This window comes from Arthrobacter sp. NEB 688 (assembly GCF_013201035.1).
GTDB lineage: Bacteria > Actinomycetota > Actinomycetes > Actinomycetales > Dermatophilaceae > Phycicoccus.
Genome location: NZ_CP053707.1, coordinates 575,393 through 601,126, shown reverse-complemented (window position 1 = coordinate 601,126; position 25,734 = coordinate 575,393). Strand labels below are relative to the sequence as shown.

Genomic DNA, 25,734 nt, shown 5'->3' with positions numbered 1-25,734 from the left:
ATGCTGGGCGCGCCATGGCCGAGCTCCACGTCACCTCCGCGACCAACCCGCGCCTCAAGGCCGTCGCCGCGCTCCGGCGCCGCCGGGCCCGCGAGGCCGAGGGGCTGACCGTCGTCGACGGGTACGAGGAGCTCCTGCTCGCCGTCGAGGCGGGCGTGCGGCCCCGCACCCTCCTGTACTGCCCCGAGCTGATGCTCGACGCCGACGCGCAGCTGGACCTCGTCGAGCGGGTCCGCGGGCTCGGGGCGAGCACGATCCGCTGCGGGCGGGCGGCCTTCGAGAAGGTCGCCTACCGCGAGGGGCCGGACGGCTTCATCGCCGTGGTCCCCGTCGCCGGCACGCCGCTGCGGGCGCTCGACCTGCCGCCGGACCCGCTCGTCGTCGTCCTCGAGGGGCTCGAGAAGCCGGGCAACCTCGGCTCGGTGCTGCGCAGCGCGGACGCCGCCGGGGTCGCGGCGGTCGTCGCGGCCGACCCGGTGACCGACTGGGGCAACCCCAATGTCGTGCGGGCCAGCAAGGGCACGGTGTTCTCGGTGCCGGTGGCCTCCGCGCCGCTGCCCGAGGTCCTCGCCTGGCTCGCCGAGCGCGGCATCCGGCTCGTCGCGACCACCCCCGACACCGAGATGCTGCACACCGACTGCGACCTGACCGGCGGCGTCGCCGTGGCGGTCGGCACCGAGAAGAGCGGCCTGACCGACGCGGCGCTCGCGGCCGCCGACGCCCGGGTGCGCATCCCGATGGCGGGCACCGTCAACTCGCTCAACGCCGGCGTCTCGGCCGCGGTCGTGCTCTACGAGGCAGTGCGTCAGCGCCAGGCCTGACCCACCGTTCGGCCGACCGCACCGGGGGGCGGAACGGCCCTTCGTCGGCCTCGGGTCGTGACCGGCGCCCGGGCCCGCTCCTAGGGTCGGGAGCGCGGGGAGCCCAGGGAAGGCGGAGCGGCATGGACCGGGACCGGATGTTCGAGATCGTCGACGGCGTGCGGGCGCGGGCGGGTGGTGACGTCGACCGGATGGCGGTCGAGCTCTTCGACACCCTCTGCGCGCTGGACCCCTCCGAGGTCGTCGGGTTCCACCGCGAGTGCGGTCGCCAGCACCGCCGGATGTTCGTCCACCCGCTGTGGTGCGCCGGCGACTTCGCGATGGGCCCGCTGAGCGACGACGCGTTCGCCGACCTGCGCACCCACCTGCTCTTCCAGGGGCTGGAGGCCGTCGACGAGGTGCTCGCGCAGCCCGACGCCCTCGCGGCCCACCTGCCGGCCGACCTCGACCAGGTGCGCGTCGCCCACGAGCTCGCGGCCGCGGCGCCCGACGCCTACCAGTACCTCACCGGCGTCGACCTCTACGAGGCCCACCCCCGGCTCGCGACGACCGACCTTCCCGACGGTCACCCCCTCGGCGCGGTCCTCGCGCCGGAGCGCCGCGAGGACGCGCTGCCGCGCCTGGCCCGCTGGCGCCGCGAGCGGACGCCGTCGCGCTCCCGGCTGCACCGTGGCCGCTGACGTGCCGCCCCCCGTGGGGAGGTGGCGCGGGTGCGACGTGCTGAGGCACCCGGGACCGGTGGGGCGCCTGAGCCGTCGCCCTCCGACCCCGGTCAAGAGCACCCCCGAGCGTGTGCGACCATGAACGGCATGCGAGTTGACCACGTCGTCTACGCGGCCGAGCACGATGGCGTGCACGCGACGGCCGAGCGTCTCGCGAAGCTGATCGGCGTCGAGCCGGTCGACGGGGGAGTCCACCCGCGCTTCGGGACGCGCAACGTCATCCTGCCGCTCGCCCACGAGCGGTACGTCGAGGTCGTCGAGGTCCTCGACCACCCCGCCAGCGACAAGGCGCCCTTCGGGCAGGTCGTGCGGGCCCGCTCCCAGGCCGGCGGTGGCTGGCTCGGCTGGGTCGTCCGTGTCGACGACATCGCCGAGCAGGAGCAGCGCCTCGGCCGCGAGGCCGTCAACGGCAACCGGCACCGCCCCGACGGGGTCGAGCTGCGCTGGCGCCAGCTCGGGGTCAAGGGCCTGCAGGCCGACCCCCAGCTGCCCTTCTTCATCGCCTGGGACCAGGGCACGCCGCACCCCTCCGAGGACGCCGACACCCAGGTGACCATCGAGTCGCTGACGATCGCCGGTGACCCCGAGCGCGTCCGTGACTGGCTGGGCCTGCCCGCCGACTACACCTCGTCGGTCATCGACTTCGCCTGGGTCGCGCCGCACGGCACCCCCGGCCTCATGGCCGTCACGTTCGACACCCCGCAGGGCGAGGTCACCGTCTGACGACGCGCCGCCCGCACGACGAGGCCCCCGCCGGAGCATCCGGCGGGGGCCTCGTCGTCTCCCCCGTGCGTGGTCCCGCCCGTCCGCGGACCGTCGCGCGCCCGCCCCGTCCGCGTCCTTCCCCACTGATTGCGAGTTTCGCCGCTCGACCCGCCGTCCGGCGGCGCGTCGAGCGGCGAAACTCGCAACCAGTCGGGTGGGAGGGGTGCTCGGTCAGCCGCGGGGGGACCAGCGGCGCAGGCGCAGGCTGTTGGTCACGACGAGGACGCTCGAGGCGGCCATCGCCGCGCCGGCGACCATCGGGCTGAGCACCCCGGCGACGGCGAGCGGGATGGCGGCGACGTTGTAGCCGAACGCCCACCCGAGGTTCTGCCGGATGGTGCGCAGCGTCGCGCGCGAGAGGTCCATCGCGTCGACGACGGCCGGCAGCTCCGAGCGCAGGAGGACGATGTCGGCGGCGTCGGCGGCGACGTCGGTGCCGCTGCCCATCGCGATGCCGAGGTCGGCCTGCGCGAGCGCGGCCGCGTCGTTGACGCCGTCCCCGACCATCGCGACGACCCGCCCACGGCGCTGGAGGTCGGCGACCATCGCGTGCTTGTCCTCGGGCCGCACGTCGGCGACCACCCGGCCGACGGGGATGCCCACGTCGCGCGCGACGGTGAGCGCCGCGCGGTCGTGGTCGCCGGTCAGGAGGTAGCAGACCAGCCCCGACTCGTCGAGGGCGCGGATGGCCCGCCCGGAGCTGCGGCGCACGGTGTCGGCGACGGTCAGCGACGCGCGGGCGCGCCCGTCCCAGCCGACCCAGACCGTGGTGCCCTCCGCGCTCGGGGAGGCGATCTCGCGGGGGACGACGTCGAAGAGGTCGGCGCGGCCGACGACGACCTCGCTCCCGCGGATGCGCGCCCGCGCCCCGGAGCCCGGCAGGGCCTCGAAGTCGGTGACGTCGGGGACGTCGAGGGCCCGCGAGCGGGCCGCGGCGACGACGGCCCGGGCCACGGGGTGCTCGCTGCCCGCCTCGACGGCCGCGGCCGCCCGTAGGGCCTGGTCCTTCGGGAGCCGGCCGGCGGTCGCGACGTCGACGAGGGTCATCTCGCCGGAGGTGACGGTGCCGGTCTTGTCGAGGACGACGGTGTCGATGCGGCGGGTGTCCTCGAGGACATCGGCGCCCTTGATGAGGATGCCCATCCGCGCCCCTCGGCCGGTGCCGACGAGCAGCGCGGTCGGGGTCGCGAGGCCGAGCGCGCACGGGCAGGCGATGACGAGCACGGAGATCGCGACCTCGAGGGCGCGGCCGGCGTCGCCGCTGCCGACCCACCAGCCGACGAAGGTGAGCGCGGCGACGGCGAGGACGACCGGCACGAAGACCGCGGAGACGCGGTCGGCCAGCCGCTGCACCGGCGCCTTGCTCGTCTGCGCGCGCTCGACCATCCGGGTGATGCCGGCCAGCGTCGTCTCGGCGCCGACGCGGGTGGCCTCGACGACGAGCCGACCGGTCGTGTTGACCGTGCCGCCGGTGACCTCGCTGCCGGGGGTGACGTCGACCGGCTGGGACTCGCCCGTCACGAGCGAGGCGTCGACGGCGCTGCGGCCGTCGCGGACGAGGCCGTCGGTGGCGACCTTCTCGCCGGGGCGGACGACGAAGCGGTCGCCGACGCCGAGGCGGTCGACGGGGATGCGCTCCTCGACCGTGGCGCCCGAGGCGGTGTCGGTGCGCAGGACCGCGACGTCCTTGGCGCCGAGGTCGAGCAGGCCGCGCAGCGCGTCGCGGGTGCGGTCGGTGGCGCGGGCCTCCATCCAGCGCCCGACGAGGAGGAAGGTCGTGACGACCGTGGCGGTCTCGAACCACAGGTGCGAGCCCCCGCCGTCCATCCCGCCCATGCCGCTCCCGGCCCGGCCGGTGACGGTGACGACGAGCGAGGACAGGTAGGCGGCGAGCACGCCGAGCGAGACGAGGGTGTCCATCGTCGAGGCGCCGTGGCGGGCGTTGGTCGCGGCCGCCCGGTGGAAGGGCCAGCCGGCCCACGCGACGACGGGGGTCGCGAGGACGAGCTGCACCCACGGCGAGGCGGCGAAGTCCAGCCCGGGCACCATCGCGAGGACGACGACCGGCACCGTGAGCACCGCGGCGACCCGCGCGCGGCGGCGCAGGTCGTCCTGGCGCGAGACCTGGTGGCGGGTCGAGGGGGCGACGGCGCGCTCGAGGGCCGCACCCGCGTCGGTGGGGGCGAGGGCCCCGGAGGAGGACGCGCCGGTCGTCGACGCCGGTGCGGTCGGTGCCGTGGGGGCGGGGGTGTCGACGGTCGCGGACGGGGCGCCGCCGACGACCTCCGCGCCGTAGCCGGTCCGCTCGACGGTGGCGACGAGGTCGGCCACGGTCAGCGGCCCCGTCCAGCGCACGGTCGCCTTCTCGGTGGCGAGGTTGACGACGGCGTCGACGCCCTCGAGGCGGCCGAGCTTCTTCTCGATGCGGGCCGAGCAGGAGGCGCAGGTCATCCCCGAGATCGCGAGGTCGACCTCGTGGACCTCGTCGGCGGGACGGTCGGTGGTCTGGGTCATCTCAGCTCCTCACCAGGCGCGTCACGGCGGCGATGACCTCGTCGACCTTCTCGGTCGCGGCCGCGTCGGACTCGCGCGCGGCGTCGACGACGCAGTGGGCGACGTGCTCCTCGAGCAGGCCGAGGCTCACCGCCTGCAGCGCCCGGGTCACGGCGCTCACCTGGGTGAGGACGTCGATGCAGTAGGTGTCGTTCTCGACCATCCGCGCGATGCCCCGGACCTGGCCCTCGATGCGCTTGAGCCGGCGCAGGTGGGCGTCCTTGGTGTCGGAGTAGCCCGGCACGGCCGGGGTGTCCGCAGCAGAGGTGGTCATGCCCCAATGATACCCCCATGGGGTATGAGTCGGCCCGCCGGGGGTCGGCGGCGCGGTCAGCCCAGGTGCTGCTTGACGAGCTTCTTCGGCGCCTTCGTGGCCCAGGCGTCGGTGATGATCTCGGCGAGCTCGAGGTAGTCCAGCCGCCCGAGGTCGCGCTCGCGCACGAGGACGGCCGGGTAGCCGTCGAAGTGCGGTGTGGTGAACCAGGGTTCGCCGAGCTGGAGGATGGACTGCTTGTCGTCCTCGCCGGGGACGGTGACGCAGATGACGTCGTCCATCCGCTCGCCGGTGTCGGGGTCGACCGCGTCCTTGCGGGGCTCGCGCCAGTGGACGAAGCTCTTGCCGTTGACGTCGTAGGAGGGGCGCTCGGCGGTGCCGCCGCGCGTCACCTCGGGCAGGGCCATCGCGATGCCGTCGACGTCGTCGCGGTCGACGGGGCGCGGGTCGCTCGTGCTCACGCCTCCACCCTCCCACGCCCGCCGCCCGACCGCGCCCGCCACCATCCGCGAACGTGTGTGAACACGCCGGAGAACACCGGCGTGTTCACACACGTTCGCGGGAAGGGGCGCGGGGGAGGGGCGGGGTCAGAGGGGGAGGGTGAGGAAGGTGCTGTGCCGGTCGGGGCGGTAGTCGCCGAAGGGGTCGCAGTCGACGAAGCCGTGGGCGCGGTAGAGGCCGCGGGCCGGGGCGAACACCTCGCCCGACCCGGTCTCGAGGCTGACCCGCGTCGCGCCGGACGCCCGGGCCTGCGCCAGCGCGTGCTCGAGCAGCCGGCGCCCGAGGCCGGACCCGCGCAGCGACGGCGAGACCCGCATCGTCTTGAGCTCGACGTGACCGCCACCGAGGTCCTTGAGCGCGACCGACCCCACGAGACCGCCGGCCGCCTCCGCGACCCAGAGCCGCACCGCGGGGTCGCGGAACTGCTCGAGCGAGAGCGCGTGGCGGCTGCACGCCGGCGTGGTCGGCTCCATCTCGGCCAGGTGCTCGGCGACGAGCGCCGCCAGCCGCGGGTCGTCGAGCCGCGCCGGGACGAGCGTCACCGCCGGCGTGCTCACGGCAGGTGGCGCACCAGGCGCGGGGCGAGGCCGACGTACGTCGCCGGGGTCATCGCCGCGAGGCGCTCCTCGACGTCGGCCGGCAGCCCGAGGCCGCGGACGAACGCGACGAGGTCGTCCTGGCCGATCCGCCGGCCGCGGGTCAGCTCCTTGAGCCGCTCGTACGGCTCCTCCATCCCCGGGACGCCGCGGGCGCCGAGGGCGCGCATCGCGGACTGCACCGGCTCGCCGAGGACCTCCCAGTTGGCGTCGAGGTCGGCGGCCATCGCGGACGGCACGGCGTCGAGGCCGTCCAGGCCCCGGTGGGCGTTGTCGATGGCGAGGAGGCTGTGCCCGAACGCGGTCCCGATGTTGCGCTGCATCGAGGAGTCGGTGAGGTCGCGCTGGAGGCGGCTCTGGACGAGGGTCGAGGCGAGGACGTCGAAGAGGGCGTTCGAGACCTCGAGGTTGGCCTCGGCGTTCTCGAAGCGGATCGGGTTGACCTTGTGCGGCATCGTGCTCGACCCGACCGTGCCCTGGCCGCGCACCTGGGCGAAGTAGCCCATCGAGATGTAGGTCCACACGTCGGTGCACATGTTGTGCAGCACGCGGTTGAAGCGGGCGACGTCGGCGTAGAGCTCGGCCTGCCAGTCGTGGCTCTCGATCTGCGTGGTCAGCGGGTTCCACGTGAGGCCGAGGTGCTCGACGAAGGTGCGGCTGACCTCCTCCCAGTCGGCCTCCGGCACGGCCGCGAGGTGGGCGCCGTAGGTGCCGGTGGCGCCGTTGAGCTTGCCGAGGAACTCCGCACCCTCGATCCGGCGCAGCTGGCGGCGCAGGCGCCACGCGAGGACGGCGAGCTCCTTGCCCATCGTCGTCGGGGTGGCCGGCTGGCCGTGGGTGTGCGCGAGCAGCGGCACGTCGGCGAGCTCGGTGGCCATCGTCGTCAGCTGCTCGACGAGCGCGGTCGCGCGGGGCAGCCAGACCGACCGCACGGCGCCCTGGACCATGACGCTGTACGAGAGGTTGTTGATGTCCTCGCTCGTGCAGCAGAAGTGGATGAGCTCGGCGAGGCCGGCGTCCTCCGGGGCGGGGGCGATGTCGCGCAGCCGCGCCTTGAGGAAGTACTCGACCGCCTTGACGTCGTGCTGCGTCACCCGCTCGGTGGCCGACATCTCCCCGATCTCGTCCGCGCCGAAGGTCGTGACGACCTCCCGCAGGCGGGCCTTCTCGTCGTCGGTCAGGCGGCGCACGCCCGGCACGACCTCGCGGTCGGTGAGGTGCAGCAGCCACTCGACCTCGACGTGGACGCGGGCGCGGTTGAGCGCGGGCTCCGAGAGGTGGTCGACGAGCCCGGCCACGACGCCGCGGTAGCGCCCGTCGAGCGCCCCGAGGGCGATCGGCGGGGCGACGTCGACGAGGGACTGGGCGGCGTGGAGGCCGGCCGCGGCCGGGGGCGTGCTCGACATGCCGCCCATCCTCCCAGAGCGCGCGCGGCCCTCGTCCCCGGCGTCCGGGCGTCGCCGGTGGCCGGAGCCTGGCGCGGGCCGGTCAGGCGTCGAGGGCGCGGCGGACGTGCTCGACGACGCCCGGCACGGCGGCGCGGATCTCGTCGTAGGTCTGCTCGTACTCGGCGTCCCCGCCGTACCAGGGGTCGTCCATCCCGAGCTCGCCGGCGGCGACGGCCGCGGGGTCGAAGGAGCGCACGAGGTGCACCTTCGCGGCGTCGTCCTCGTCGCGCGCCAGCCGCCCGAGGCGCTCTGCGTGCGGGTGGTCGGCGGCGAGGACGAGGTCGGTGTCGTCGAACCAGTCGGCGCGGAACTGCCGGGCGCGGTGCGCGGCCCAACCGACGTCGGGGTGGCCGTGCCGGCGCAGCACGGCGATGGTGCGCGGGTGGGCCGGGTTGCCGAGCTCCTCGGCGGAGGTGCCGGCGGAGTCGACCTCGACGCGGTCGCCGAGGCCGGCGTCGTCGAAGGCCTCGCGCAGGAGCATCTCGGCCATCGGCGAGCGGCAGATGTTGCCGTGGCAGACGACGGTGACGCGGTAGGGACGGTCGCTCGCGCTCATGCCCCCATCATCGCCGGGGCCGCCCGGGGCGCCTCGACCGCCCCGGCGCCCGGGGTCAGGAGATGTCGAACCAGCCCGGCGCGGCCGCGGAGAAGGCGGCGGCGTCCATCGACCCCACGCCGTCGGGGATGCACCCCCACAGCGGTGCCCCGGTGACGCGCGGGAGGTCGACGAGGTTCTCGGTCTCGGCGAGCCCGGGGTCGGTGGGCCACGCGCCGACGACGACGCCGATGAGGGGGAGCGAGCGGGCGGCCAGCGCCTCGGCGGTCAGCGCGGCGGTGCTCAGCACCCCGAGGCCCGGCGACGCGACGAGCACGACCCCGCACGAGACGCCCTTGTAGCGCAGGGCGGCCCCGAGGTCGGCCAGCGTGCCGCCGCGCGAGTCGAGCCGCACGAGCAGGCCCCCGGCTCCCTCGACGAGGGTGACGTGCGACTGGGTCGCGAGCTCACCGATCCGCCTGGCGTGCACGGCGACCGGCGGCAGAGTCACACCCTCGCGCCGCGCCGCGGCCTCGGGCGACAGGGGGTCGCGCAGCCGGAGCAGCTCGTGCGTCACGAGGTCGTCACCGACGAGACGCCGGACCTCGTCGACGTCGCCGGGGTCGCCCGGCCCGACGCCGGTCTGCGTCGGCTTGACGACCTGTACCTCGGAGCCACGGCCCCGCACGAGCGCGGCGAGGGCTGCGGTGGCGACGGTCTTGCCCACCCCGGTGCCGGTGCCCGTGACCACGACGACGGAGGGCAGCGCACGCGGGTCGCTCATGCCGCGCGCCCCGGGACGAGCTCGGTGAGGACGTCGGCTGCCCGGTCGAGGTCGTGGGCCGTGTGGTGCGCGTGGGCCGTGATGCGCAGCCGCGAGGAGCCGTCGGGGGTCGACGGCGGACGGAACGCGCCGACGCGCACGCCGAGGGCCAGGGCGGCCTCGACGGCCTCGACCGTCTCGTGGGGGCCGGGCATCGGGACGGACATGACGGCCCCGGTCGGCGCCTCGATGCCGAGCGCCGCGGCGAGGCGGGCGGCGTTGGCGTGCAGCCGGGCCGGGAGCTCGGGGTGGTCGCGCAGGACCTCGAGGGCGGCCAGCGCGGCGCCGGCGGCCGCGGGGGCGAGGCCCGTGTCGTAGACGAAGGGCCGGGCGGTGTTGACGAGGTGCTCGCGGACCTCGGGCGCGGCGAGGACGGCGCCGCCCTGCGAGGCCAGCGACTTCGAGAGCGTGGTCGTCACGACGACGTGCTCGGCGCCCATCGACCCGGAGGCCGCGACGAGGCCGGCCCCGCCCGGGCCGACGACCCCGAGCGCGTGCGCCTCGTCGATGACGAGCAGGGCCCCGGCCTCGGCGGTCAGCGCGACGAGGTCCTCGACGGGTGCGGCGTCGCCGAGGACCGAGTAGACCGACTCGGCGACGACGACGGCGCGCGGGGTGTCGCGGCGGGCGAGGAGCTCGGCGACGTGCTCGAGGTCGTTGTGCCGCGAGACGGTGACGGCCGCGCGGGCGAGCCGGCACCCGTCGATGAGCGAGGCGTGCGCGTGCTCGTCGCTGACGACGAGGGTGCCGGCGTCGGCGAGGGTCGTGAGGACCGACAGGTTGGCGGTGTAGCCGCTGGAGAGCACGAGCGCCGAGGGGGCGCCGGTCGTCGCGGTGAGGGCGGCCTCGAGCTCCTCGTGGACGTCGAGGGTGCCGGTGACGAGGCGGGACGCGCCGGCCCCCGTGCCGTAGGTCTCGACGGCGGCGACGGCGCCGGCGACGACGGCCGGGTGGTGCCGCAGGCCGAGGTAGTCGTTGCCCGCGAGGTCGAGGACGTCACGCGCCTTGGTCGTCACGAGGCGGCGGGTCAGCCCCACCGCGGCGCGAGCGTCGGCGGCGTCCCTGATCCAGTCCAGCGGGCTGCTCATCCCTCGATCCTGCCATGACCGGCCGGGAGCACTTGTGACAAGTGCTTGACACAAGTGCGTGCCGGCGGCATCCTGCTTGTGTCAGACATCCGGTACAAGCAAGGAGGAGGAGCCGTGGTCGTCACCGTCCTCGCACTGCCGCTCGCGCTCGTCGCGTTCGTCGTCGCCCTGGCGCGTCGCCAGGTCATCACGGTCGGCGTCAACGAGCACGCGGACGTCGCCCGCATCGCCGCCCGCACGCGGGGATGGCGGCTCGTCGGCCTCGCGCTCGGCCTCGTGGCCGGCGGCCTGCTGCTCGCCCTCGGCCAGCGCGTCGACGCCCTCGGCCGGCTGACCGCGCTCGCGCCGGCCGCCGTCGGCGCCGGGGTCCTCCTCGGCACCGTCGTCGGCGAGCTGACCTCCCGGCCGTCGGTCGGGGTGCGGCGCAGCGCCGTCGTCGAGACGCGGACCGTCCGCTCGGTGCTGCCGCGCGGGCGGGCGCTCCTGCTCGCAGCGTCCGGCCTCGCCCTCGGCGGTGTCCTCGGGGCGGGAGCGGCGTGGGGCTCGCCCGACGACCTCGGCCGTGCCGGGCGCTCCCTGTCCGAGCGGTGCACCGTCCTCGTCGACGGCGTCGCGACCGAGATGGCGGGCTCGCGCGGGCCGTGGCCCGGGTCGTTCTACGCGGTCCCGCTCGCCGCCGCCTTCGCCCTGCTCGCCGTGCTGACGGCGCTCGCCCTGCGCGCGGTCGTGCGCCGGCCCCGCCCCGACCCGCACGGCCTCGGCCTGGACTCGATGCTGCGCCGCTGGTCGGCCGGCACCGTCCTCACCGCCGCGCTCTTCGCGGTGCTCGGCACGCTCGGGCCCGTCGCCGCGCTCATGGTCTCGCCGTTGGCCGGCCTCGACTGCGGGCCGTCGCCGGCCCAGGCCGTCGGGCGCTGGGTCGTCACCGTCCTCGCCCCGGTGGCGCTCGTCGGGGCGGCCGCGGCGCTCGGGGCGCTGCTCGTCACCCCGCGCATCCGGGTCGACGACCTGCCGCGCCCGCTGCCCGGGGACGCCGCGCCGGTCGGGACCCCGGTGCGATGACGCTGCAGTCCGTCACGGTCGACGTCCTCGACCCCACGCCGCCCTACGAGCAGCTGCGCCGCCAGCTGGCCGACCTCGTCGGCTCCGGGGTGCTCGCGCCCGGCGACCGGCTGCCCCCGGTCCGCCAGCTCGCCGCCGACCTCGGGCTCTCGCCGGGCACGGTCGCCCGGACCTACCGCGAGCTCGAGCAGTCCGGGCACGTCCGCTCGCGCCGGGGCGGGGGGACGCGGGTGGCGCCGCGCCCACCGGCGACCTCCACGCCCGAGCAGGCGCTCGAGGAGGCCGCCCGGGCCTACCTCGAACGCGCCCGCGTCCTCGGCCTCGGCCCGGCCGAGGCGGCCGCGGCCCTCGAGCGCGCCATCCTCCGCTGACCACCCGGTCCTCCACTTCTCGGGGTGACCCCGAAAAGATCCACGAGGCCCCGGCTCGGAGCCGGGGTCTCGTGGACAGACCCCTGTGTCGGGGTCGCCGCCCCTGCCGGCGCGCGACCGCCGTCGCCGACCTCAGCCGGTGAAGACCCTCAGCCCGTGAAGACCCTCAGGCCGCGCGGGGTGCCGATGCCGCTCGGGGCGTCGTACCCGACGACCCCCTTGCAGAGGTAGTCGCCGCCGCAGAAGCCGTTCGTGCCGCCGACGACGTCGTTGACGAACGCCGTCCGGCCGTAGAGCGCGTTGGTCCGCAGCGTCCGGCCGGCGCGCGCCGCCCCGACCATCCCGGCGACGAGGGGAGCCGAGGCGCTCGTGCCGCCGAGGACGACCCAGTCGGGGCCGAACGGGTTCTCCCAGGTGTCGTAGACGGCGACGCCGGTCTGCGGGTCGGCGACGGCCGAGATGTCCGAGACGGTGCGCATCGCGCAGTTGCGGTCCTTCTGGGCCGCCGGCTTCGCGAACCACGCCGAGCAGGCGCTGCCCGCGAAGTCCCAGACCCGCTCGTTCCAGCCGCGGGCCGAGGTGCTGCGGCGCAGCGACGTCCCCCCGACCGCGATGACGTTCGGCAGCGCCGCGGGGAAGCTCGCGGTCGTGAACCCGAAGTCGCCCGAGGAGACGACGCTGATCATCCGCTCGCTGCGGTAGGCGCTCCGGACCGGCAGGACGAAGGCGGACTCGTCGGCGCCGTAGCTGTGCGAGGCGACGCTCGCGCCGAGCCGCCGGGCCGTCTCGGTCGCCGCCGCGAGGTTCTCGAGCGACGGGTCGTCGGCGGTGACGAGGAGGATGCGGCAGGTCGGGCAGGCGGCCGAGACCATCTGGACGTCCATCGACCCCTCCAGCGCCCACCCGGGGTCGCCGGGGGGCAGGGGCTTGGCGCGTCCCTGCTGGTTGACCTTGCGGAAGCAGCCCGTCGACGAGCGGCAGGGCGGCAGCTTGTACGTGGCGCGGTAGACGGCCAGGTCGGCCTCGGCGTGCGGCACGTCGCCGGCGATGAGGACCGCCACCGTCGCCGTGCTCCCGGTCGCGGGCAGCCTGTACGCCGCGCGCAGCTGGTCGGCGCCGTAGCCGGGGGGCCGGGTGGCCGCCGTCGCGAGCGGCGAGGTCCGTGCGGCGGCCCCGAGCCGGTCGGTGGAGGCCGTGGCGCTCCAGCCCGCCTGGCGGGCGATGCGGTCGACGCGGCCCTTGGCGAGGCACCGCACCTGCCCGGGCCGTGCCGTGGCGCAGGCGTTCTCGACGACGGCGGGGGCCGTGAGCGTCGGGTCGGAGCCGCTGGGTGAGGAGGTGACCGGGGCCGCGCTCGTGGGCGCCGCGACGAGGGTGGCCCCGACGACCGCGGCCGCGACGAGGGTGCCGGTGGTCCGCAGCAGCCGGCGGGCGGCGCGGTGGGGGGAACGGGTGCGCTGAAGGGTCATCGTGGTCTCCGTGGTCTCAGGGCGCGATGGTCCAGGCGCGGGTGATGGTCTGGCTGACGGTGCTGCTCGCCGAGTCGTTGGCGCGCACCCGCAGCGATGCGGGGCCGCCGGAGCGCGGGACCGTGAGGTCGAGCGTGAAGGTGGTCGGGCCGGTCCGGTGCCACGGCACGGTCGTCCACGGGCCGGAGCCGTAGCGCACGTCGACCGCGAGGCTCGTGACGGAGGTGTCGGAGAGGTAGGGGGCCAGCGTGAGCGTGCCGGTGTGGCGGCCGGCGGTCATCCCGCCCGAGGTGCCGATCGGCAGCCGGTAGAGCGGCTCGAGCATCCCGAGCGACCGGCAGGGGCCGACGCCGTCGAGGCACCGCTCGCCGGTGATCCGGCCGCCGGCGGTGCGCGGCACCTCCCAGCTCGTCGTCGTCGTGGAGTCCGCGAAGCCGAGGCGCTTCATCGTCTCGCGGTGCTGGATGACGACGGGCGCCGTGCCTCGGGGCAGCTCGAGGAAGTCGACGAGGGGGCCGGTCGAGGAGCGCATGACCTTGCCGCCGCTCGAGACCGTCCAGGCGACGCGCGCCGGGTCGTCGACGAGGCCCCAGTGGTTCGGGTCGTTGTCGGAGAAGGACGGGAGCACGAGCGAGAGGTAGCCGTCCTGGAGGCAGGCGCCGCACACCGGGAAGGGCCCGACGGACCGCAGGATGCTCGGGTGCGAGGGGCGCCGGTTCCACTCCTCCGTCCGGGAGCTGCCCGGCACGACCGGTCGCTCGGCGGAGGTCAGGTACTCGGAGCCGACGTTGGTCTCCCAGTCGTAGGAGGCGGTGTACGACGCCGACGCCGTGACGCCCTCGCTGCCCCCGCTGAAGACGGTGAGCCGGCTGGGGACCGTCCGCTGGAAGCCGACGCCGATGCCGTTGCCCGACGGGAGGCTGATGCCGTTCTCCACGAGCGCCGGCAGGTGGCTGCGGTTGGTGCTGCCGAGGTAGGAGTGGGTGACCTCCATCAGGTCCGACGGGGCCGGGCTGAGGTCGATGCGGGAGGGGAGGGACCCGGGGAAGGCGGCGCCGAGGTCGTACTGGTACGAGGGCGTCGCGGGCTCGCCGCGCTCGGTGCCGATGTGGGCGTAGCCGCTGTCGAGGGTGCCGTGGACGACCTCGTCGGCCGCGACCGGCGAGTACAGGAGGGGCTGGTCGCCGAAGGAGAGCATCCCGAGGGAGAGGCTGCCGTAGCCCTTCGCGTCCACCCGGTTGACGTCGAGCGAGGCGAACGAGGTGTCGGTCGGCTGCGGCGTCGTGACGCTCGGCCGGGCCGTGGCGGCGCGGGTGTCGATCCGCAGGGTGGTGGGCCCGGTGACCGTGGTCTCGGGTCGGACGACGAGGCCGCTCGAGGTCTCGTCGCCGAACATCGCCGCCGCCTGGTAGTGGCCGGTCGGGATGCTGACCCGTGCCTCGCCGCCGATGGCGACGCCGAAGGTGACGGCCTTGCGCATGTCGTCGACGTTGGCGAGGATCACCAGCCCCTCGACGGGGGCCCCGCCGGCGCCGACCAGCCGGACCTTGACGGTGTGCATCGGGAAGGTCGGGCGCACCGTCGGTGCGGCGGCGGTGATGCCGCTCACCCCGCGGAAGACCGAGGCGGCGCTGCGGGTGCGCAGGGCCTTGGCCAGGGCCGCGGACGACGCGGCCGTGACGACCCCGGTGGCGGTGCGGCCGGAGCGCTTCGTGATGCTCACGCCCGGCACGGCGGTGGGCGTCGAGGTCGAGTCGTACGTCACGGTGACCGGCGTGGCGGCTGGTCGCTTCGCGAGGGCCCGTGCGTCGAAGAGCGAGAGGTCGAGCCGCCCGACGAGCGACCGGACCGAGCTCGGCACGACGTAGGTGTGGTCGCTCGTGCGCACGACCGAGAAGCCGGAGCGCGAGCCCGGGCTGCGGGTGACCGACATCGGCCGCCCGGCCGACGGGAGCGTCACGACGTCGCCGGTGATGAGCCGCACCCGCTGGGGCGCCGAGAAGGCCGCGGCGTCCACCGGCCGCGCGACCACGGCGGCGGCCGGTGGTGCGGCCGTCGGGGGTGGCGCGGCGGTCGCGGGGAGCGCCAGACCGGCGGCGGCCAGGGCTGCGACGGTCGTGACGGCGGCGGCGCGAACCGCCTCGGAGGTCAGGCGTCGACGCATGCTGTTCTCACCTTCAGGAGTCCCCGGAACCGCGTGGTGAGGCAGGTCTACTCGGTATGCGCGGTGCTCCACAAGGGTTCTGCGAGAACTCGCAGATCTCTCGGTCGCGGAGGGTCCGGGCGCTCAGCCGTGGACGTCGGCGACCGCGCCGACGAGGCCTGCCGTCAGTGTCCGCAGGTCCTCGTCGGACGTGACGTACGGCGGCATCGTGTAGACGAGGTCGCGGAACGGCCGCACCCAGACGCCGCGGTCGAGCGCTGCGGCGGTGACCTCGGCGACGCGCACCGGTTCACTGAGCTGAACGACCCCGACCGCGCCGAGGACGCGGACGTCGGTGACCGCGTGCAGCCCTGTGGCGCAGGCGAGCCCGTCTCTGAGGCCGGCTTCGAGGCGCACGACCTCGGCCGGGGTGTCGCGGCGGGCGAGGAGGTCGAGGTTGGCGACGGCGACCGCGCAGGCGAGCGGGTTGGCCATGAACGTCGGCCCGTGCATGAGGCCCCCGGCGGCGCCCCGGCTGACACCCTCGGCGACCTCGCGCGTGCAGAGCATCGCCGCGAGCGTGAGGTACCCGCCGGTCAGCGCCTTGCCGACGCAGAGGATGTCCGGCGTGGTGCCGACGCGGTCGCCGGCCCACCGGGGACCGGTGCGGTGGAAGCCGGTCGCGATCTCGTCGTGGATGACGAGCGCGCCGTGCTCACGGGCCAGGGCGTGCAGCACCTCGAGGACGCGGGGCGGGTAGACGTGCATCCCGCCGGCTCCCTGGAGCACCGGCTCGATGATGACCGCCGCGACTTCGGATGCGTTCTGCGCGAACAGGATCCGCGTCGTCTCCGCCCACGCCAGGAGCGAGGGGTCGTCGGCGTCGAGGTCGAGGCCGGCGGGCGGCCGCGGGGCGAAGACGTGCTCCGGCAGGATGCCGCGGAAGAGCGCGTGCATCCCGCCCTCGGGGTCGGTGACGGACATCGGCGAGAAGGTGTCGCCGTGGTAGCCGCCCCGGACGGTGAGGAAGCGGGTGCGGCGCCGGCCGGCGGCGAGGTGGTACTGGAGGGCGGCCTTCATCGCCACCTCGACCGACACCGACCCCGAGTCGGCGAGGAAGACGTGCTCGAGGCCGTCCGGGGCGAGGTCGAGCAGGCGCCGGGACAGCTCGACGGCGGGCTCGTGGGTCAGGCCGCCGAACATCACGTGGGCCATCCGGCCGAGCTGGGCGGTGACGGCGGCGTCGAGCTCGGGCACGCGGTAGCCGTGGACCGCGCACCACCACGAGCTCATCGCGTCGATGACCTCGTGGCTGCGACCCTCGCCGTCACGCAGGCGCAGCCGCACGCCCTCGGCGGACTCGACGAGGGAGGGGTCGGACGGGGCCAGGGCCGAGGAGTAGGGGTGCCACACGTGGGCGCGGTCGAAGGCGCGCAGGGCGGCGAGGGCGGTGGCATCCATCGCGGCCCATCATGCCGGGTGCGTCCGGCGGCCCCTCACGGCGAACGTGTGTGAACACGCCGGGGGACACCGGCGTGTTCACACACGTTCGCGACGGGGTGGAGCCTCAGGCGGCGTCGCGGGCGCGCTCGACCTTGGCGGCGAGCGAGCGGACGAGGTCGCGCAGGGCGCCGTCGAGCTCGGCGTCGGTCAGCCGGCCCTCCGCGAAGGCCTGGAAGGCGGAGCCCACGCCGACGGTGTCGTCGAGGACGTCGGCGCCGGCGACCTTGAGGACCTTGACGCCGTCCTCGCGGGCCCACTGGGCGCCGCGGGGCGAGCCGCTCGCGCCGAGCACGGCGGCGGGCTTGCCGGCGACGGACGAGGCGCCGCGGGGGCGCGAGACCCAGTCGACGGCGTTCTTCAGTGCGCTCGGGAGCGAGCCGTTGTACTCGGGGGTGACGAGCAGGAGGGCGTCGTGGTCGGCGACGGCGTCACGCAGGTCGCGGGCGACCTCGGGCAGCGCGTCGTCGTGGTCGAGCTCCTCGGAGTAGTGCGGGAGGTCGGCGAGCCGCTCGAAGACGGTCGTCCCGACGCCGGAGGGCAGGTGGGCGACGGCGGCGTCGGCGAGCTGGCGGTTCGTGGAGCCGGCGCGCAGGCTGCCGACGAGGACGAGGACGTTCACGATGGGGTCTCCTGGTCGTGGCGGGGTGAAGGGCGGATCGGACAGGACGATCGACGCTGATCGGGTGGTTGAACGCGCAACGACCTCGGGCTATTCCGCTGGATGCCACCTCGAAAGTGGGTGAAGAGGGTCGACACGCCGACGTTCTTCACACACGTTCGCGGAGAAAGGGCGCGCTGGGGTCAGCCGGAGTCAGGCCCAGGTGGAGCGCTCGACGGTGCCGTGGGCGACGCACGTCGCGGTCCACGCGGCCGGGGTGACCTGGACCTTCATCCGGCGGCGGCAGTGGACGCAGAAGCGCGGCGGGTCGAGCGCGCCCCGGCGCTCGCAGGCCGCGTGGTCGCCCTCGGCCACGGCGAGACCGCACTGGCCGCACCACGTGCCGGGGGCCTCCCCGCGGGCGACCGGCTCGTGCGCCCCGGCGTCGGCGAACACCATCGAGCCCTCAGAAGGTCTCGTTGAGGGCCTTGATGGGCATCTCGAGCTCGTCGAGGAGGGCGAGGTCCTCGCGCGGGTCGCGCCCGAGCGTCGTCAGGTAGTTGCCGACGATGACCGCGTTGATGCCGCCGAGCAGTCCCTCGCGCGTGCCGAGGTCGCCGAGGGTCAGCTCGCGGCCGCCGGCGTAGCGCAGGATCGTCCGCGGCAGCGCGAGCCGGAAGGCGGCGATGGTGCGCAGGGCGTCGCCGGTCTCCATCGGCTCGAGGTCGCCGAACGGGGTGCCGGGGCGCGGGTTGAGGAAGTTCAGCGGGACCTCGTGCGGCTCGAGCTCACCGAGCTGCGCCGCGAGCTCGGCGCGCTGCTCGAGCGTCTCGCCCATCCCGACGAGCCCGCCGCAGCAGAGCTCCATCCCGGACTCCTTGACCATCCGGCAGGTGTCGAGCCGCTCGTCGAAGCTGTGCGTCGTCACGACCCGGGGGAAGTACGAGCGCCCCGCCTCGAGGTTGTGGTTGTAGCGGTGCACGCCCATGTCGACGAGCTCGTCGACCTGCTCCTGCGTGAGCATCCCGAGCGACGCGGCGACCTGGATGTCGACGGCGGCCCGGATGGCGGCGACGCCCTCGCGCATCTGCTCCATGAGCTTCGCGTCGGGGCCGCGGACGGCGGCGACGATGCAGAACTCGGTGGCCCCGGTGGCAGCCGTCTGCTTGGCCGCACGCACGAGCTCGGGGATGTTGAGCCACACCGAGCGCACGGGGCTCGTGAACTGGCCGCTCTGGGAGCAGAAGTGGCAGTCCTCGGGGCAGCCGCCGGTCTTGAGGGACACGATGCCCTCGACCTCCACCGCGGGGCCCTGGTACTTCATCCGCACCTCGTGGGCGAGGGCGAGGAGGTCCTGGAGGCGGTCGTCGCCGGTGCGCAGGACCTCGAGCACCTGCTCCTGCGTCAGCGGGACGCCGCGCTCGAGCACCTGCTCGCGGGCGACGTCGAGGATGTCGGTGCCGGTGGCCTGTGCCGTCATGCGGGCGATTGTTGCAGCCGGCGCCGGGTGGGGCGCGCTCCCGACCCACGGACGGACCCCCGGCCGGCGCGGGGTGCGCCGTCCGGGGGTCCGAGGGGTCCGGTGGGGTCGTTCGGCGCGGGGTCAGCTGAGGAACTGGCCGAGCATCCCGCCCTGCTGGCCGCCGCCGCCCTGGTGGCCGCCGTCGACGACGTTCTCGCAGGGCTGGACGAGGACGTAGCCCTGGCCGCCGAAGGCCATCTGGAGCAGCTCGCCGGTGCCGCCGCGGATCATCGAGCCGAGGCCGCCGGTGTCGACGCGGACGTCCATCGAGACGCCGGAGGTCCACAGGACGACGGCCTGGGCGTCGGCGAAGGTCGGGGAGGAGGCGACGTCGAGGGCGACGGGGTCGCCCTTGGTCGTCACCGCGACGTAGCCGGTGCCGCGCAGCGAGACGTTGTAGAGGCCGCCGGTCATCGCCGCGCCGCGGGCCTGGATGCGGTGGATGTCCCACTGGATCGAGCTGGAGAACGCGAGGACGTTGGCGCCGTTGACCGAGATCATGTCGTTCTCGAGGTACATGACCTGGATCTCGGCGGCCTCGTCGGCGACGAACAGCTCGCCCTGGCCGGAGCACTCCATCATCTTGACGCCCTCGCCGGTCATCGCGGCCTTGAACATCTTGCCCATGCCGCCCGAGCCCTTGTTCGCGAAGCGCACGTCGCCCTGGTAGGCGACCATCGAGCCGGTCTTGGCCTGGACGGGCCCGTAGCGCATGTCGATGCGCAGGAGCTTCTTGTTCTGGAGGGAGAACGGGTCCTGGGTCTCCTTCTCGCGGAAGTCCTGGAACAAGGAGCCGTGGATCGTCATGCTGCCGCCTTCTCGGTCGTCGGGGACGGCGTCCCCGCTGTCGTCAACGCTAGAAGAGACGAGGGGGTCGGCACTATGGTTCCGAGCAGTCCCGAGGGTCAGGTCAGGGAGGTCCCGGATGAGCTTCTTCGAACGGGCGAAGGCGGCGGCGAGCGATCTCGCCGCGAAGGCCGACGTCGCGATGTCCAACGCCGGTGTCAACGTCCCGGGGATGGGGGGCGACCGGGCGCTGAGGGACCTCGGCGTGCTCGCCTGGCTCGACGCCACCGGCCGGCCGGTCGACGCCGCCGACCGCGAGCGGGTGATGGCGACGCTGCGCGAGCTGGAGTCCTCCGGGCGGCTCGGGCCGCTGACGGTGACGCCCGCCCAGCCGTACGGCACCCCGCCGCCCCCGCCGGGTGCGGCCGGTGCCGGTGCAGCCACGACGCCCCCGCCCCCGCCCGGGGCGAGCGCTCCGCAGCCTCCTCCGCCCACCCCGGGGGCCGGCTCTCCGCCGCCGCCCGGCGGGGTGTCGCCCGCGGGTGACGCGCCGGCCGGCCCGCCGCCCGGCGCCGCACCGGACGCGCGTCCGCCGCTGCCCGACACCGACGAGCAGCCGCCGTCCTCGACGCCGCCGCCCCCTCCGCCCCCGCCCAGCTGGGCCTGACCGGGCCGCCGGGCTCGTCCCGGTGTGCCCGCGTCCCGGCCGGTCCGACCCGCCTCCCGGTCCGGACCGCGCAGCGACGTGAGCCCTGAGTGACCAGGCGCCGAGAGCGCCGGTCCGGAGTGTGTCCTCCCAGCCTCCACGCGCCGCGGGAGGTTTCCCTCCCGCTCCGCAACCATCTGCCGATTTCCCGGGAGGTTTTCCTCCCGCGGTGGGACGGATCCTTCCCGCCCGGAGAGGTGTTCCTCCCGCGGTGGGAGGGATTGCGCCCGGGGTGGGAGGTAAACCTCCCGTCCAGCGAGGTAATCCTCCCGCGGTGGGTGGAGTCCGGGAGAGGACACCTTCGGCCGGGTCTCGCGACGTGCGTCCGGCGGCCGGTCAGGGGTGGTGGGGCGTGCTCTCGAGGAGGGTGCGCAGCACGTCCGCCTCGGCCTCCGGCCGCTCGGCCGCCTCGGGCCGTCCGGCCGCGCGCAGGTGGGCCGCCGCCTCCACCCGCTCGGCCACCTCCTGCTCGACCACAGCCCGGACGTCGTCCTCGCTCAGCCCGCGCCGCGCCGTGTCCGCGGCGCCCACCCCGAGGGCGGCCTGCTCCACGGCCCCGGCACGCGGGCGCTCCGCCACCGGCACGGCCTCCGCGTTGCCCAGCGCGGCGAGGGCCGAGCGCAGCGCCGACACGCGCACCGCGTCGCGGGCACGCATCGCGGGCACGAGACCGGCCGACAGCGCACCCCGGAGCCCGTCCGCCGCGGGGTCACCGGCCGCGGCCGTCACGACCACGCCGCCACGAGGAGGGCGAGCGGGGTCAGCACCGCGGCCGCGGCGAGGGCGTACGCCCCGGCCGCGAGGGAGGGCTGGGGCCCGAGGGCGAGCAGCTGCATCCGCAGGGGCGCCGACGTGCCCGCGCCCATCGCCTCGTCCGGGTAGCGGCTCTGCGCGATCGCGACGAGCGCCCGCGCGGTCGCCACCTCCCCGCTGCGCCGCACCGCGGCCCGGTCCGCGAGCGCCTCGACGAGCAGCCGCACCTCCGTGAGCGCCCGGTGCGAGCGCAGCGGCGACGGGACCGACTCGTGGAGCACGGTGAAGAACTCCAGCAGCAGGTCGTGCCGAGCCCGCAGGTGTGCCTTCTCGTGGGCCACGACGGCGGCGAGCTGGTCCTCGGGCAGCGTGTCGAGCACGCCCTGCGAGAGCACGACCCGCGACGAGCGCCCCGGGATGCAGTACGCCGTGGCCGTGGGGTGCTGGAGCACGCGCAGGCCGTCGCGGTCGTGCTCCGCGACGATGTCGACGATCTCTCGGTGCCGCGCCCGGGCGGCGCGGATGCGGGTGCCGACGCGGTGCCCCGACACGAGCAGCCGGACGATGAGCGCCGCGCTCACGCAGCCCGCGACCGCCACGAGCACCGGGTGACGGCCCAGGTCGTCCTCGCCCGCGAAGAGCGGCAGCGCGGCCGGCGCGACGAACAGCGCCGCGAGCACCCCGCCGAGCGACACGGCCTGCCAGGCCACGAGTGCGGCCCGCGGCGCACGCCGGAGGCGCGGCCGGCGGGCCAGGACCCCGGGCGCCACCCAGACGAGGGCGACGGCCAGCCCGGCGAGGACGAGCGGGAGCACGCCCCCATGGTGGCAGGTGCGTGGCGGGCCGTCAGCCGGCCGCGGGCCACGTCACCTCGCCGGGGCCCGGGCGGACGTCGGGCACGCACCGGGGCATCCGCGGGGAACCAGCGGGGGAGGGCTGCGGCGGACGCGCCCGGGGCACCCCGGGGACCCGGGGCGGAGGGACGAGGGCGGTCGGCGCGTCGTCAGCGGCGCAGCCGACCCCGTAGGCCCCGCGGGGCGTTCGCCCCCTGCTCGGCCTTGGCCTCGACCTCGGCGAGGACGGCCTTGATGTCGGCGATCTCCTCGGTGCTCGCGCCGTCGAAGAAGTGCAGGAGCGCCGTCCGCCGGTCGGTGACGTCCATGTCGTCGAGCGTGCGGCGCATCGTCTGCGCGGTGAGGGCCTCGCGGGAGTCCGCCGGGAAGTAGCGCCAGGCCCGCCCCTCCCGCACCCGGGTCACGAGCTCCTTCTTCGCGAGCCGGTCGAGCACGGTCATGACGGTCGTGTAGGCGATCTCGCGGTCGCGCTCGAGGATCTCGAACACCTCGCGGACGGTGGCGCCCTCGTCGTGGCCGGTCTCCCAGAGGCGCTCCATGACCACCCGCTCGAGGTCGCCGAGACGGGGCGCTGAGGTCGAGTGGGGCATGGCTACTCCTTCGGGCCGGGGTGGGCGGTGAGGGTCAGGACGGCGTCGAGGCGGTCGTGCGCCTCGGGCCGGTGGCTCACGAGGACGACAGCGCGGTCGCGCGTGGCGTCGAGGACATCATCGAGCACGGCCGTGGCCGTCGGGTGGTCGAGGTGCGCGGCGGGTTCGTCGAGGAGGACGACGGGGCGGTCCGCGAGCACCGCCCGGGCGACGCCGAGCCGTGTCCGTTCGCCCCCGGACAGCCCCCGGCCCCCGGTGCCGAGGCGGGTGCCGAGGCCGTCGGGCAGGCCGTCGACCCAGGCGCCCAGGCCCGCCAGGTCGAGGGCACGGCGCACGTCGGCGTCGTCGCACCCCGGCCGGGCCAGGCGCAGGTTCTCGGCGAGGGTCGTCGCGAACACGTGCGGCTCGTCGTCGACCACGGCGACGTCGCCGCGGGCGTCGGCGAGCGCCAGGTCGCGCACGTCGGCGCCCCCGACGGTGTGCCGGCCGCCGCGGACGTCGAGGCTGCGGGCCAGCACGGCGAGCAGCGTGCTCTTGCCGGAGCCGTTCGGGCCGACGACCCCGACGTGGCGCCCGGGGACGAGCTCGAGGTCGGTCGGGGCGAGGTCCTCGCGGGTCCCGGTCCACGACGCGCTCGCGGACTCCAGCCGGACGATGGCGCCGCCCGGGCCCTCGGACGTGGGCCGGGTCGCCGGGTGCTCGGGCTCGTGCACGGCGGGCTCCTGGTCGAGCAGGACCGCGAGGCGCGCGCGGCTGCCCTGGGCGCGGGCGAGGGCGCGCATCGTGTCGACGAGCGGTGCGAGCGCCTCGCCGACCGCGACGGGCACGAGCACGAGCAGGGCGGCGACGGGGCCGCCGGTGGCCGCCGGGTCGACGAGGGTCGCAGCGGCGACGGTGGCCATCGCGGTGCCGAGCAGGAGGAGGGCGGCGACGAGGGCGCGGCCCCGGCTCTGGCGGCGGACGGCCGCGCGGAGGGTCGCGTGGGCCGCGTCGAGCCAGCCGAGCGCCGCGTCCTGGGCCCCGATCGCCCGCAGCTCGCCGGCCTGCCGGGCCACGAGGTCGCCGACGCGCGCCGTCTCGGCGCGGGCGGCGAGCAGGGCGTCGCGAGAACGGGACTCGAACCACCACGCGAGCGCGCACCCGAGCGCGACGACGACGAGCAGCCCCACGACGACGAGCCCGACGGCCGGGGCGAAGGCCGCCGTGAGCGCGGTCGCGAGCAGCCCGGCGACCGCGCTGGAGACGAGCGGCACCGTGACGCGCACCTGCGCCTCGACGACGTCGGTGAGGTCGTCGACGACGCCGGTCAGCACCGCCGAGCGCGAGCGGCGCCCGAGCCGCGCCGGGGTCAGGGGGACCAGCGCCGCGTAGACCGCCTGCCGCCGGTCGGCGAGGTCGGCGAGGGCGGCGTCGTGGGAGACGAGGCGCTCGAGGTAGCGGAAGAAGGGGCGGGCCATCCCGAACGCCCGGACGGCGACGATGGCCGCCAGCAGGGTGAGGATGACCGGCCGCTCGCTCGCGCGCACGATCAGCCAGCCGGAGGTCGCCGTGAGGGCGATGCCGGCGGAGGTCGCGGCGCCGCCGAGGAGCCCGCCGAGGACGGTGGCCCGGGTCGGCCGCAGGACGGTCGTGGGGTCGCTCACCGGTGCACCTCCGTCCCGGCCGCGGTGACGACCACGTGCTGGTCGGCGAGGTGGACGAGCTCGGGCCGGTGCGTGACGACGAGCACCGTCCGCCGTTCGGCGAGCTGCTGGAGCAGGGCGTGCACCTGCGCGCTCGCGGACTCGTCGAGGTGCGCGGTGGGCTCGTCGACGAGCAGCACCGGCGCGCTCGACAGGGTGGCCCGGGCGATGGCGACCCGCGCGCGCTGGCCGGCCGAGAGGCCGACCCCGTCGTCGCCGAGCGGCGTGGCGAGGGCGTGCGGCAGGCCGGCGACGTACCCCTCGAGGCCGACCCGGCGCAGCGCCTCCCAGAGCGCGTCGTCGGTGGCGTCCGTGCCCAGGCGCAGGGCGTCCCGCAGCGTCCCGTCGGGGAGGAAGGGCCGCTGGGTCACGAGGTGGCAGCGGCCGGCGGCGACCGACCCGGAGGCGGGGGTGCGCAGCCCGGCGACGAGCTCGAGGAGCGTCGACTTGCCGACGCCCGAGGGGCCGGTGACGACGGTGAGGCCGGGGCCGGCGGTCAGGGTGACGCCGCGGACGACCGGCTCGGGGCTGCCGGGGTAGGCGTAGGTGACGTCGACGAGCCCGACGCCCAGGCGGTCGGTGGTCGTGGTGCCCGCCGTGCCGGGCGCCGCGACGGAGGTGTCGGTGGTGAGGTCGTCGAGGACGGCCGCCACCGCCTCGGCGCCGTCGGCCGCGTTGTGGAACTCGGCGCCGACCCGGCGGATCGGCCAGTACGCCTCCGGGGCCAGCAGGATGGCGAGGAGGCCGGTCTGCAGCGTGACGGTGCCGTGGGTGAGGCGCAGCCCGACGGTGACGGCGACGATCGCCACCGAGATCGACGCGAGCAGCTCGAGGGCGGCGGAGCTCATGAACGCGAGGCGCAGGGTGCGCATCGTCGCGCTGCGGTGCCGGCGGCTGACCTCGCCGACGACCTCGACCTGGCGCTCGGCGCGGCCGTAGCCGACGAGCGTCGGCAGGCCGCGCATGACGTCGACGAAGTGGCCGGAGAGCTGCGAGAGCGCCTGCCAGCGGCGGTCGGTCTCGTCGCGGGTGGCCGCGCCGATGAGGGCCGCGAAGAGCGGGAGCAGGGGGAGGGTGAGCACGACGACGAGGGCGCTGACCCAGTCGACCCGCACGAGGGCGGCGAGCGCCAGGACGGGGACGACCGCCCCCGCGACGAGGGCGGGGAGGAAGCGGGCGGCGTAGGGCTCGACGGCCGCCACGCCCTGCGCCGCGAGGGTCGCGGCACGGTCGGGGTCGGGCCGCGCCTCCGCCGGCGCGGTGAGCCACCGACGCAGCAGTGCGGTGCGCAGGGCGGCGGTCACCTCGACCCCGGCGTGGGCGGCGACGCGCTCGGAGGACCAGCCGAGGGCGGCGCGCACCGTCAGCAGCCCGGCCAGCCAGGCCGCCGGCCCGACGAGCCCCGCGCCGTCGACGACCGCCACGACGAGCGCCGCGAGGGCGAACGCCGTGCCGATGGTGGCGGCGCCCTGCAGCACGCCGACGACCGCCAGGAGGAGGACGGGTCGACGTGCGGCAGGGGCGACCGTGAGGACGTGGGGGTCGAAGGGCCTCATCGGGGGTCTCGCG

At 75.8% G+C, this 25,734-nt stretch carries 26 protein-coding genes; 6 read left to right on the top strand and 20 right to left on the bottom strand.

The annotated features are described in order from the left end of the window. The first annotated feature begins 14 nt into the window (after positions 1-14). The 3 genes from HL663_RS02925 (at position 15) to HL663_RS02915 (ending at position 2,266) form a co-directional block, all read left to right on the top strand. A complete protein-coding gene (locus HL663_RS02925) occupies positions 15-821 on the top strand; it encodes a TrmH family RNA methyltransferase (RefSeq protein ID WP_173026985.1) in 807 nt (268 codons plus the stop codon). Positions 822-943: 122 nt separating this feature from the next. Next, on the top strand, positions 944-1,501 hold the full coding sequence (locus HL663_RS02920; protein WP_173026984.1) for a DUF4240 domain-containing protein: 558 nt from the start codon (positions 944-946) through the stop codon (positions 1,499-1,501). 129 nt (positions 1,502-1,630) lie between these two features. Next, positions 1,631-2,266 carry a VOC family protein gene (locus HL663_RS02915; RefSeq protein ID WP_173026983.1) on the top strand — a complete coding sequence of 212 codons (636 nt, stop codon included), beginning with the start codon at positions 1,631-1,633 and terminating at the stop codon, positions 2,264-2,266. Positions 2,267-2,479: 213 nt separating this feature from the next. Here HL663_RS02915 and HL663_RS02910 read toward each other — a convergent pair whose 3' ends face one another. The 8 genes from HL663_RS02910 to HL663_RS02875 form a co-directional block, all read right to left on the bottom strand. Continuing rightward, positions 2,480-4,822 carry a heavy metal translocating P-type ATPase gene (locus HL663_RS02910; protein ID WP_173026982.1) on the bottom strand — a complete coding sequence of 781 codons (2,343 nt, stop codon included), beginning with the start codon at positions 4,820-4,822 and terminating at the stop codon, positions 2,480-2,482. A 1-nt stretch (position 4,823) separates the two neighbouring features. Then, positions 4,824-5,135, bottom strand: a complete 312-nt coding sequence (locus HL663_RS02905) for a metal-sensitive transcriptional regulator (RefSeq protein WP_173026981.1) — start codon at positions 5,133-5,135, stop codon at positions 4,824-4,826. 56 nt (positions 5,136-5,191) lie between these two features. After that, positions 5,192-5,596, bottom strand: a complete 405-nt coding sequence (locus HL663_RS02900; RefSeq protein ID WP_286175886.1) for an MmcQ/YjbR family DNA-binding protein — start codon at positions 5,594-5,596, stop codon at positions 5,192-5,194. A 126-nt stretch (positions 5,597-5,722) separates the two neighbouring features. Continuing rightward, a complete protein-coding gene (locus tag HL663_RS02895; protein ID WP_216842660.1) occupies positions 5,723-6,178 on the bottom strand; it encodes a GNAT family N-acetyltransferase in 456 nt (151 codons plus the stop codon). Between the two features lie 11 nt (positions 6,179-6,189). Beyond that, entirely contained in the window at positions 6,190-7,638 is a 1,449-nt protein-coding gene (purB, locus tag HL663_RS02890; protein ID WP_216842659.1) for an adenylosuccinate lyase, read from the bottom strand. 82 nt (positions 7,639-7,720) lie between these two features. Continuing rightward, positions 7,721-8,236 carry a low molecular weight protein-tyrosine-phosphatase gene (locus HL663_RS02885; RefSeq protein ID WP_173026979.1) on the bottom strand — a complete coding sequence of 172 codons (516 nt, stop codon included), beginning with the start codon at positions 8,234-8,236 and terminating at the stop codon, positions 7,721-7,723. 55 nt (positions 8,237-8,291) lie between these two features. After that, positions 8,292-8,999, bottom strand: coding sequence for a dethiobiotin synthase (bioD, locus tag HL663_RS02880; protein WP_173026978.1), 708 nt, complete (start codon positions 8,997-8,999; stop codon positions 8,292-8,294). Then, complete coding sequence (locus tag HL663_RS02875; protein WP_173026977.1) at positions 8,996-10,126, bottom strand: 8-amino-7-oxononanoate synthase; 1,131 nt, start codon at positions 10,124-10,126, stop codon at positions 8,996-8,998. Before HL663_RS02875 ends, bioD begins: the two co-directional genes overlap by 4 nt. Positions 10,127-10,240: 114 nt before the next feature. On the opposite strand from HL663_RS02875, the gene HL663_RS02870 reads away from it, so the two are divergent. Further along, positions 10,241-11,188, top strand: a complete 948-nt coding sequence (locus tag HL663_RS02870) for a hypothetical protein (RefSeq protein ID WP_173026976.1) — start codon at positions 10,241-10,243, stop codon at positions 11,186-11,188. Beyond that, a complete protein-coding gene (locus HL663_RS02865) occupies positions 11,185-11,559 on the top strand; it encodes a GntR family transcriptional regulator (RefSeq protein ID WP_173026975.1) in 375 nt (124 codons plus the stop codon). The genes HL663_RS02870 and HL663_RS02865 overlap by 4 nt, the downstream gene beginning before the upstream one ends. Before the next feature lie 149 nt (positions 11,560-11,708). Here HL663_RS02865 and HL663_RS02860 read toward each other — a convergent pair whose 3' ends face one another. From HL663_RS02860 to HL663_RS02830, 7 genes are all read right to left on the bottom strand, one after another. Continuing rightward, on the bottom strand, positions 11,709-13,028 hold the full coding sequence (locus HL663_RS02860; RefSeq protein WP_173026974.1) for a S53 family peptidase: 1,320 nt from the start codon (positions 13,026-13,028) through the stop codon (positions 11,709-11,711). A 16-nt stretch (positions 13,029-13,044) separates the two neighbouring features. Next, complete coding sequence (locus HL663_RS02855) at positions 13,045-15,192, bottom strand: hypothetical protein (RefSeq protein ID WP_173026973.1); 2,148 nt, start codon at positions 15,190-15,192, stop codon at positions 13,045-13,047. Between the two features lie 123 nt (positions 15,193-15,315). Beyond that, entirely contained in the window at positions 15,316-16,632 is a 1,317-nt protein-coding gene (locus tag HL663_RS02850) for an adenosylmethionine--8-amino-7-oxononanoate transaminase (RefSeq protein ID WP_173026972.1), read from the bottom strand. 106 nt (positions 16,633-16,738) lie between these two features. Continuing rightward, positions 16,739-17,293, bottom strand: coding sequence for an NADPH-dependent FMN reductase (locus HL663_RS02845; protein WP_173026971.1), 555 nt, complete (start codon positions 17,291-17,293; stop codon positions 16,739-16,741). A 192-nt stretch (positions 17,294-17,485) separates the two neighbouring features. After that, a complete protein-coding gene (gene bsaP, locus HL663_RS02840; protein WP_173026970.1) occupies positions 17,486-17,731 on the bottom strand; it encodes a biotin synthase auxiliary protein BsaP in 246 nt (81 codons plus the stop codon). A 7-nt stretch (positions 17,732-17,738) separates the two neighbouring features. After that, positions 17,739-18,752, bottom strand: a complete 1,014-nt coding sequence (bioB, locus tag HL663_RS02835; RefSeq protein ID WP_173026969.1) for a biotin synthase BioB — start codon at positions 18,750-18,752, stop codon at positions 17,739-17,741. A gap of 123 nt (positions 18,753-18,875) precedes the next feature. After that, complete coding sequence (locus tag HL663_RS02830; RefSeq protein ID WP_173026968.1) at positions 18,876-19,601, bottom strand: AIM24 family protein; 726 nt, start codon at positions 19,599-19,601, stop codon at positions 18,876-18,878. Between the two features lie 118 nt (positions 19,602-19,719). Between HL663_RS02830 and HL663_RS02825 the strand changes: the two genes are divergently transcribed. Next, positions 19,720-20,247, top strand: coding sequence for a hypothetical protein (locus HL663_RS02825; protein WP_173026967.1), 528 nt, complete (start codon positions 19,720-19,722; stop codon positions 20,245-20,247). Between the two features lie 375 nt (positions 20,248-20,622). Here the strand turns inward: HL663_RS02825 and HL663_RS02820 are convergent, their stop codons facing one another. The 5 genes from HL663_RS02820 to cydD all read right to left on the bottom strand — a co-directional run bounded on the left by HL663_RS02820 (position 20,623) and on the right by cydD (position 25,721). Beyond that, complete coding sequence (locus HL663_RS02820) at positions 20,623-20,943, bottom strand: GatB/YqeY domain-containing protein (RefSeq protein ID WP_173026966.1); 321 nt, start codon at positions 20,941-20,943, stop codon at positions 20,623-20,625. Positions 20,944-21,011: 68 nt separating this feature from the next. After that, positions 21,012-21,854, bottom strand: a complete 843-nt coding sequence (locus HL663_RS02815; protein ID WP_173026965.1) for a M56 family metallopeptidase — start codon at positions 21,852-21,854, stop codon at positions 21,012-21,014. Positions 21,855-22,042: 188 nt separating this feature from the next. Further along, entirely contained in the window at positions 22,043-22,483 is a 441-nt protein-coding gene (locus HL663_RS02810) for a BlaI/MecI/CopY family transcriptional regulator (RefSeq protein WP_173026964.1), read from the bottom strand. Between the two features lie 2 nt (positions 22,484-22,485). Next, positions 22,486-24,126 (bottom strand): thiol reductant ABC exporter subunit CydC, encoded by a 1,641-nt coding sequence (gene cydC / locus HL663_RS02805; protein ID WP_286175882.1) that lies wholly within the window; start codon positions 24,124-24,126, stop codon positions 22,486-22,488. Beyond that, entirely contained in the window at positions 24,123-25,721 is a 1,599-nt protein-coding gene (gene cydD / locus HL663_RS02800; protein ID WP_173026963.1) for a thiol reductant ABC exporter subunit CydD, read from the bottom strand. Before cydD ends, cydC begins: the two co-directional genes overlap by 4 nt. Positions 25,722-25,734: the final 13 nt, after the last annotated feature.

Bases quoted from the DNA above. Each gene is read 5' to 3' on its own strand.
- HL663_RS02925 (WP_173026985.1), top strand. From the start codon at position 15: ATGGCCGAGCTCCACGTCACCTCCGCGACCAACCCGCGCCTCAAGGCC.
- HL663_RS02920 (WP_173026984.1), top strand. From the start codon at position 944: ATGGACCGGGACCGGATGTTCGAGATCGTCGACGGCGTGCGGGCGCGG.
- HL663_RS02915 (WP_173026983.1), top strand. From the start codon at position 1,631: ATGCGAGTTGACCACGTCGTCTACGCGGCCGAGCACGATGGCGTGCAC.
- HL663_RS02910 (WP_173026982.1), bottom strand. From the start codon at position 4,822: ATGACCCAGACCACCGACCGTCCCGCCGACGAGGTCCACGAGGTCGAC.
- HL663_RS02905 (WP_173026981.1), bottom strand. From the start codon at position 5,135: ATGACCACCTCTGCTGCGGACACCCCGGCCGTGCCGGGCTACTCCGAC.
- purB (WP_216842659.1), bottom strand. From the start codon at position 7,638: ATGTCGAGCACGCCCCCGGCCGCGGCCGGCCTCCACGCCGCCCAGTCC.
- HL663_RS02885 (WP_173026979.1), bottom strand. From the start codon at position 8,236: ATGAGCGCGAGCGACCGTCCCTACCGCGTCACCGTCGTCTGCCACGGC.
- bioD (WP_173026978.1), bottom strand. From the start codon at position 8,999: ATGAGCGACCCGCGTGCGCTGCCCTCCGTCGTCGTGGTCACGGGCACC.
- HL663_RS02875 (WP_173026977.1), bottom strand. From the start codon at position 10,126: ATGAGCAGCCCGCTGGACTGGATCAGGGACGCCGCCGACGCTCGCGCC.
- HL663_RS02865 (WP_173026975.1), top strand. From the start codon at position 11,185: ATGACGCTGCAGTCCGTCACGGTCGACGTCCTCGACCCCACGCCGCCC.
- HL663_RS02860 (WP_173026974.1), bottom strand. From the start codon at position 13,028: ATGACCCTTCAGCGCACCCGTTCCCCCCACCGCGCCGCCCGCCGGCTG.
- HL663_RS02855 (WP_173026973.1), bottom strand. From the start codon at position 15,192: ATGCGTCGACGCCTGACCTCCGAGGCGGTTCGCGCCGCCGCCGTCACG.
- HL663_RS02850 (WP_173026972.1), bottom strand. From the start codon at position 16,632: ATGGATGCCACCGCCCTCGCCGCCCTGCGCGCCTTCGACCGCGCCCAC.
- bsaP (WP_173026970.1), bottom strand. From the start codon at position 17,731: ATGGTGTTCGCCGACGCCGGGGCGCACGAGCCGGTCGCCCGCGGGGAG.
- bioB (WP_173026969.1), bottom strand. From the start codon at position 18,752: ATGACGGCACAGGCCACCGGCACCGACATCCTCGACGTCGCCCGCGAG.
- HL663_RS02830 (WP_173026968.1), bottom strand. From the start codon at position 19,601: ATGACGATCCACGGCTCCTTGTTCCAGGACTTCCGCGAGAAGGAGACC.
- HL663_RS02825 (WP_173026967.1), top strand. From the start codon at position 19,720: ATGAGCTTCTTCGAACGGGCGAAGGCGGCGGCGAGCGATCTCGCCGCG.
- HL663_RS02820 (WP_173026966.1), bottom strand. From the start codon at position 20,943: ATGCGTGCCCGCGACGCGGTGCGCGTGTCGGCGCTGCGCTCGGCCCTC.
- HL663_RS02810 (WP_173026964.1), bottom strand. From the start codon at position 22,483: ATGCCCCACTCGACCTCAGCGCCCCGTCTCGGCGACCTCGAGCGGGTG.
- cydD (WP_173026963.1), bottom strand. From the start codon at position 25,721: ATGAGGCCCTTCGACCCCCACGTCCTCACGGTCGCCCCTGCCGCACGT.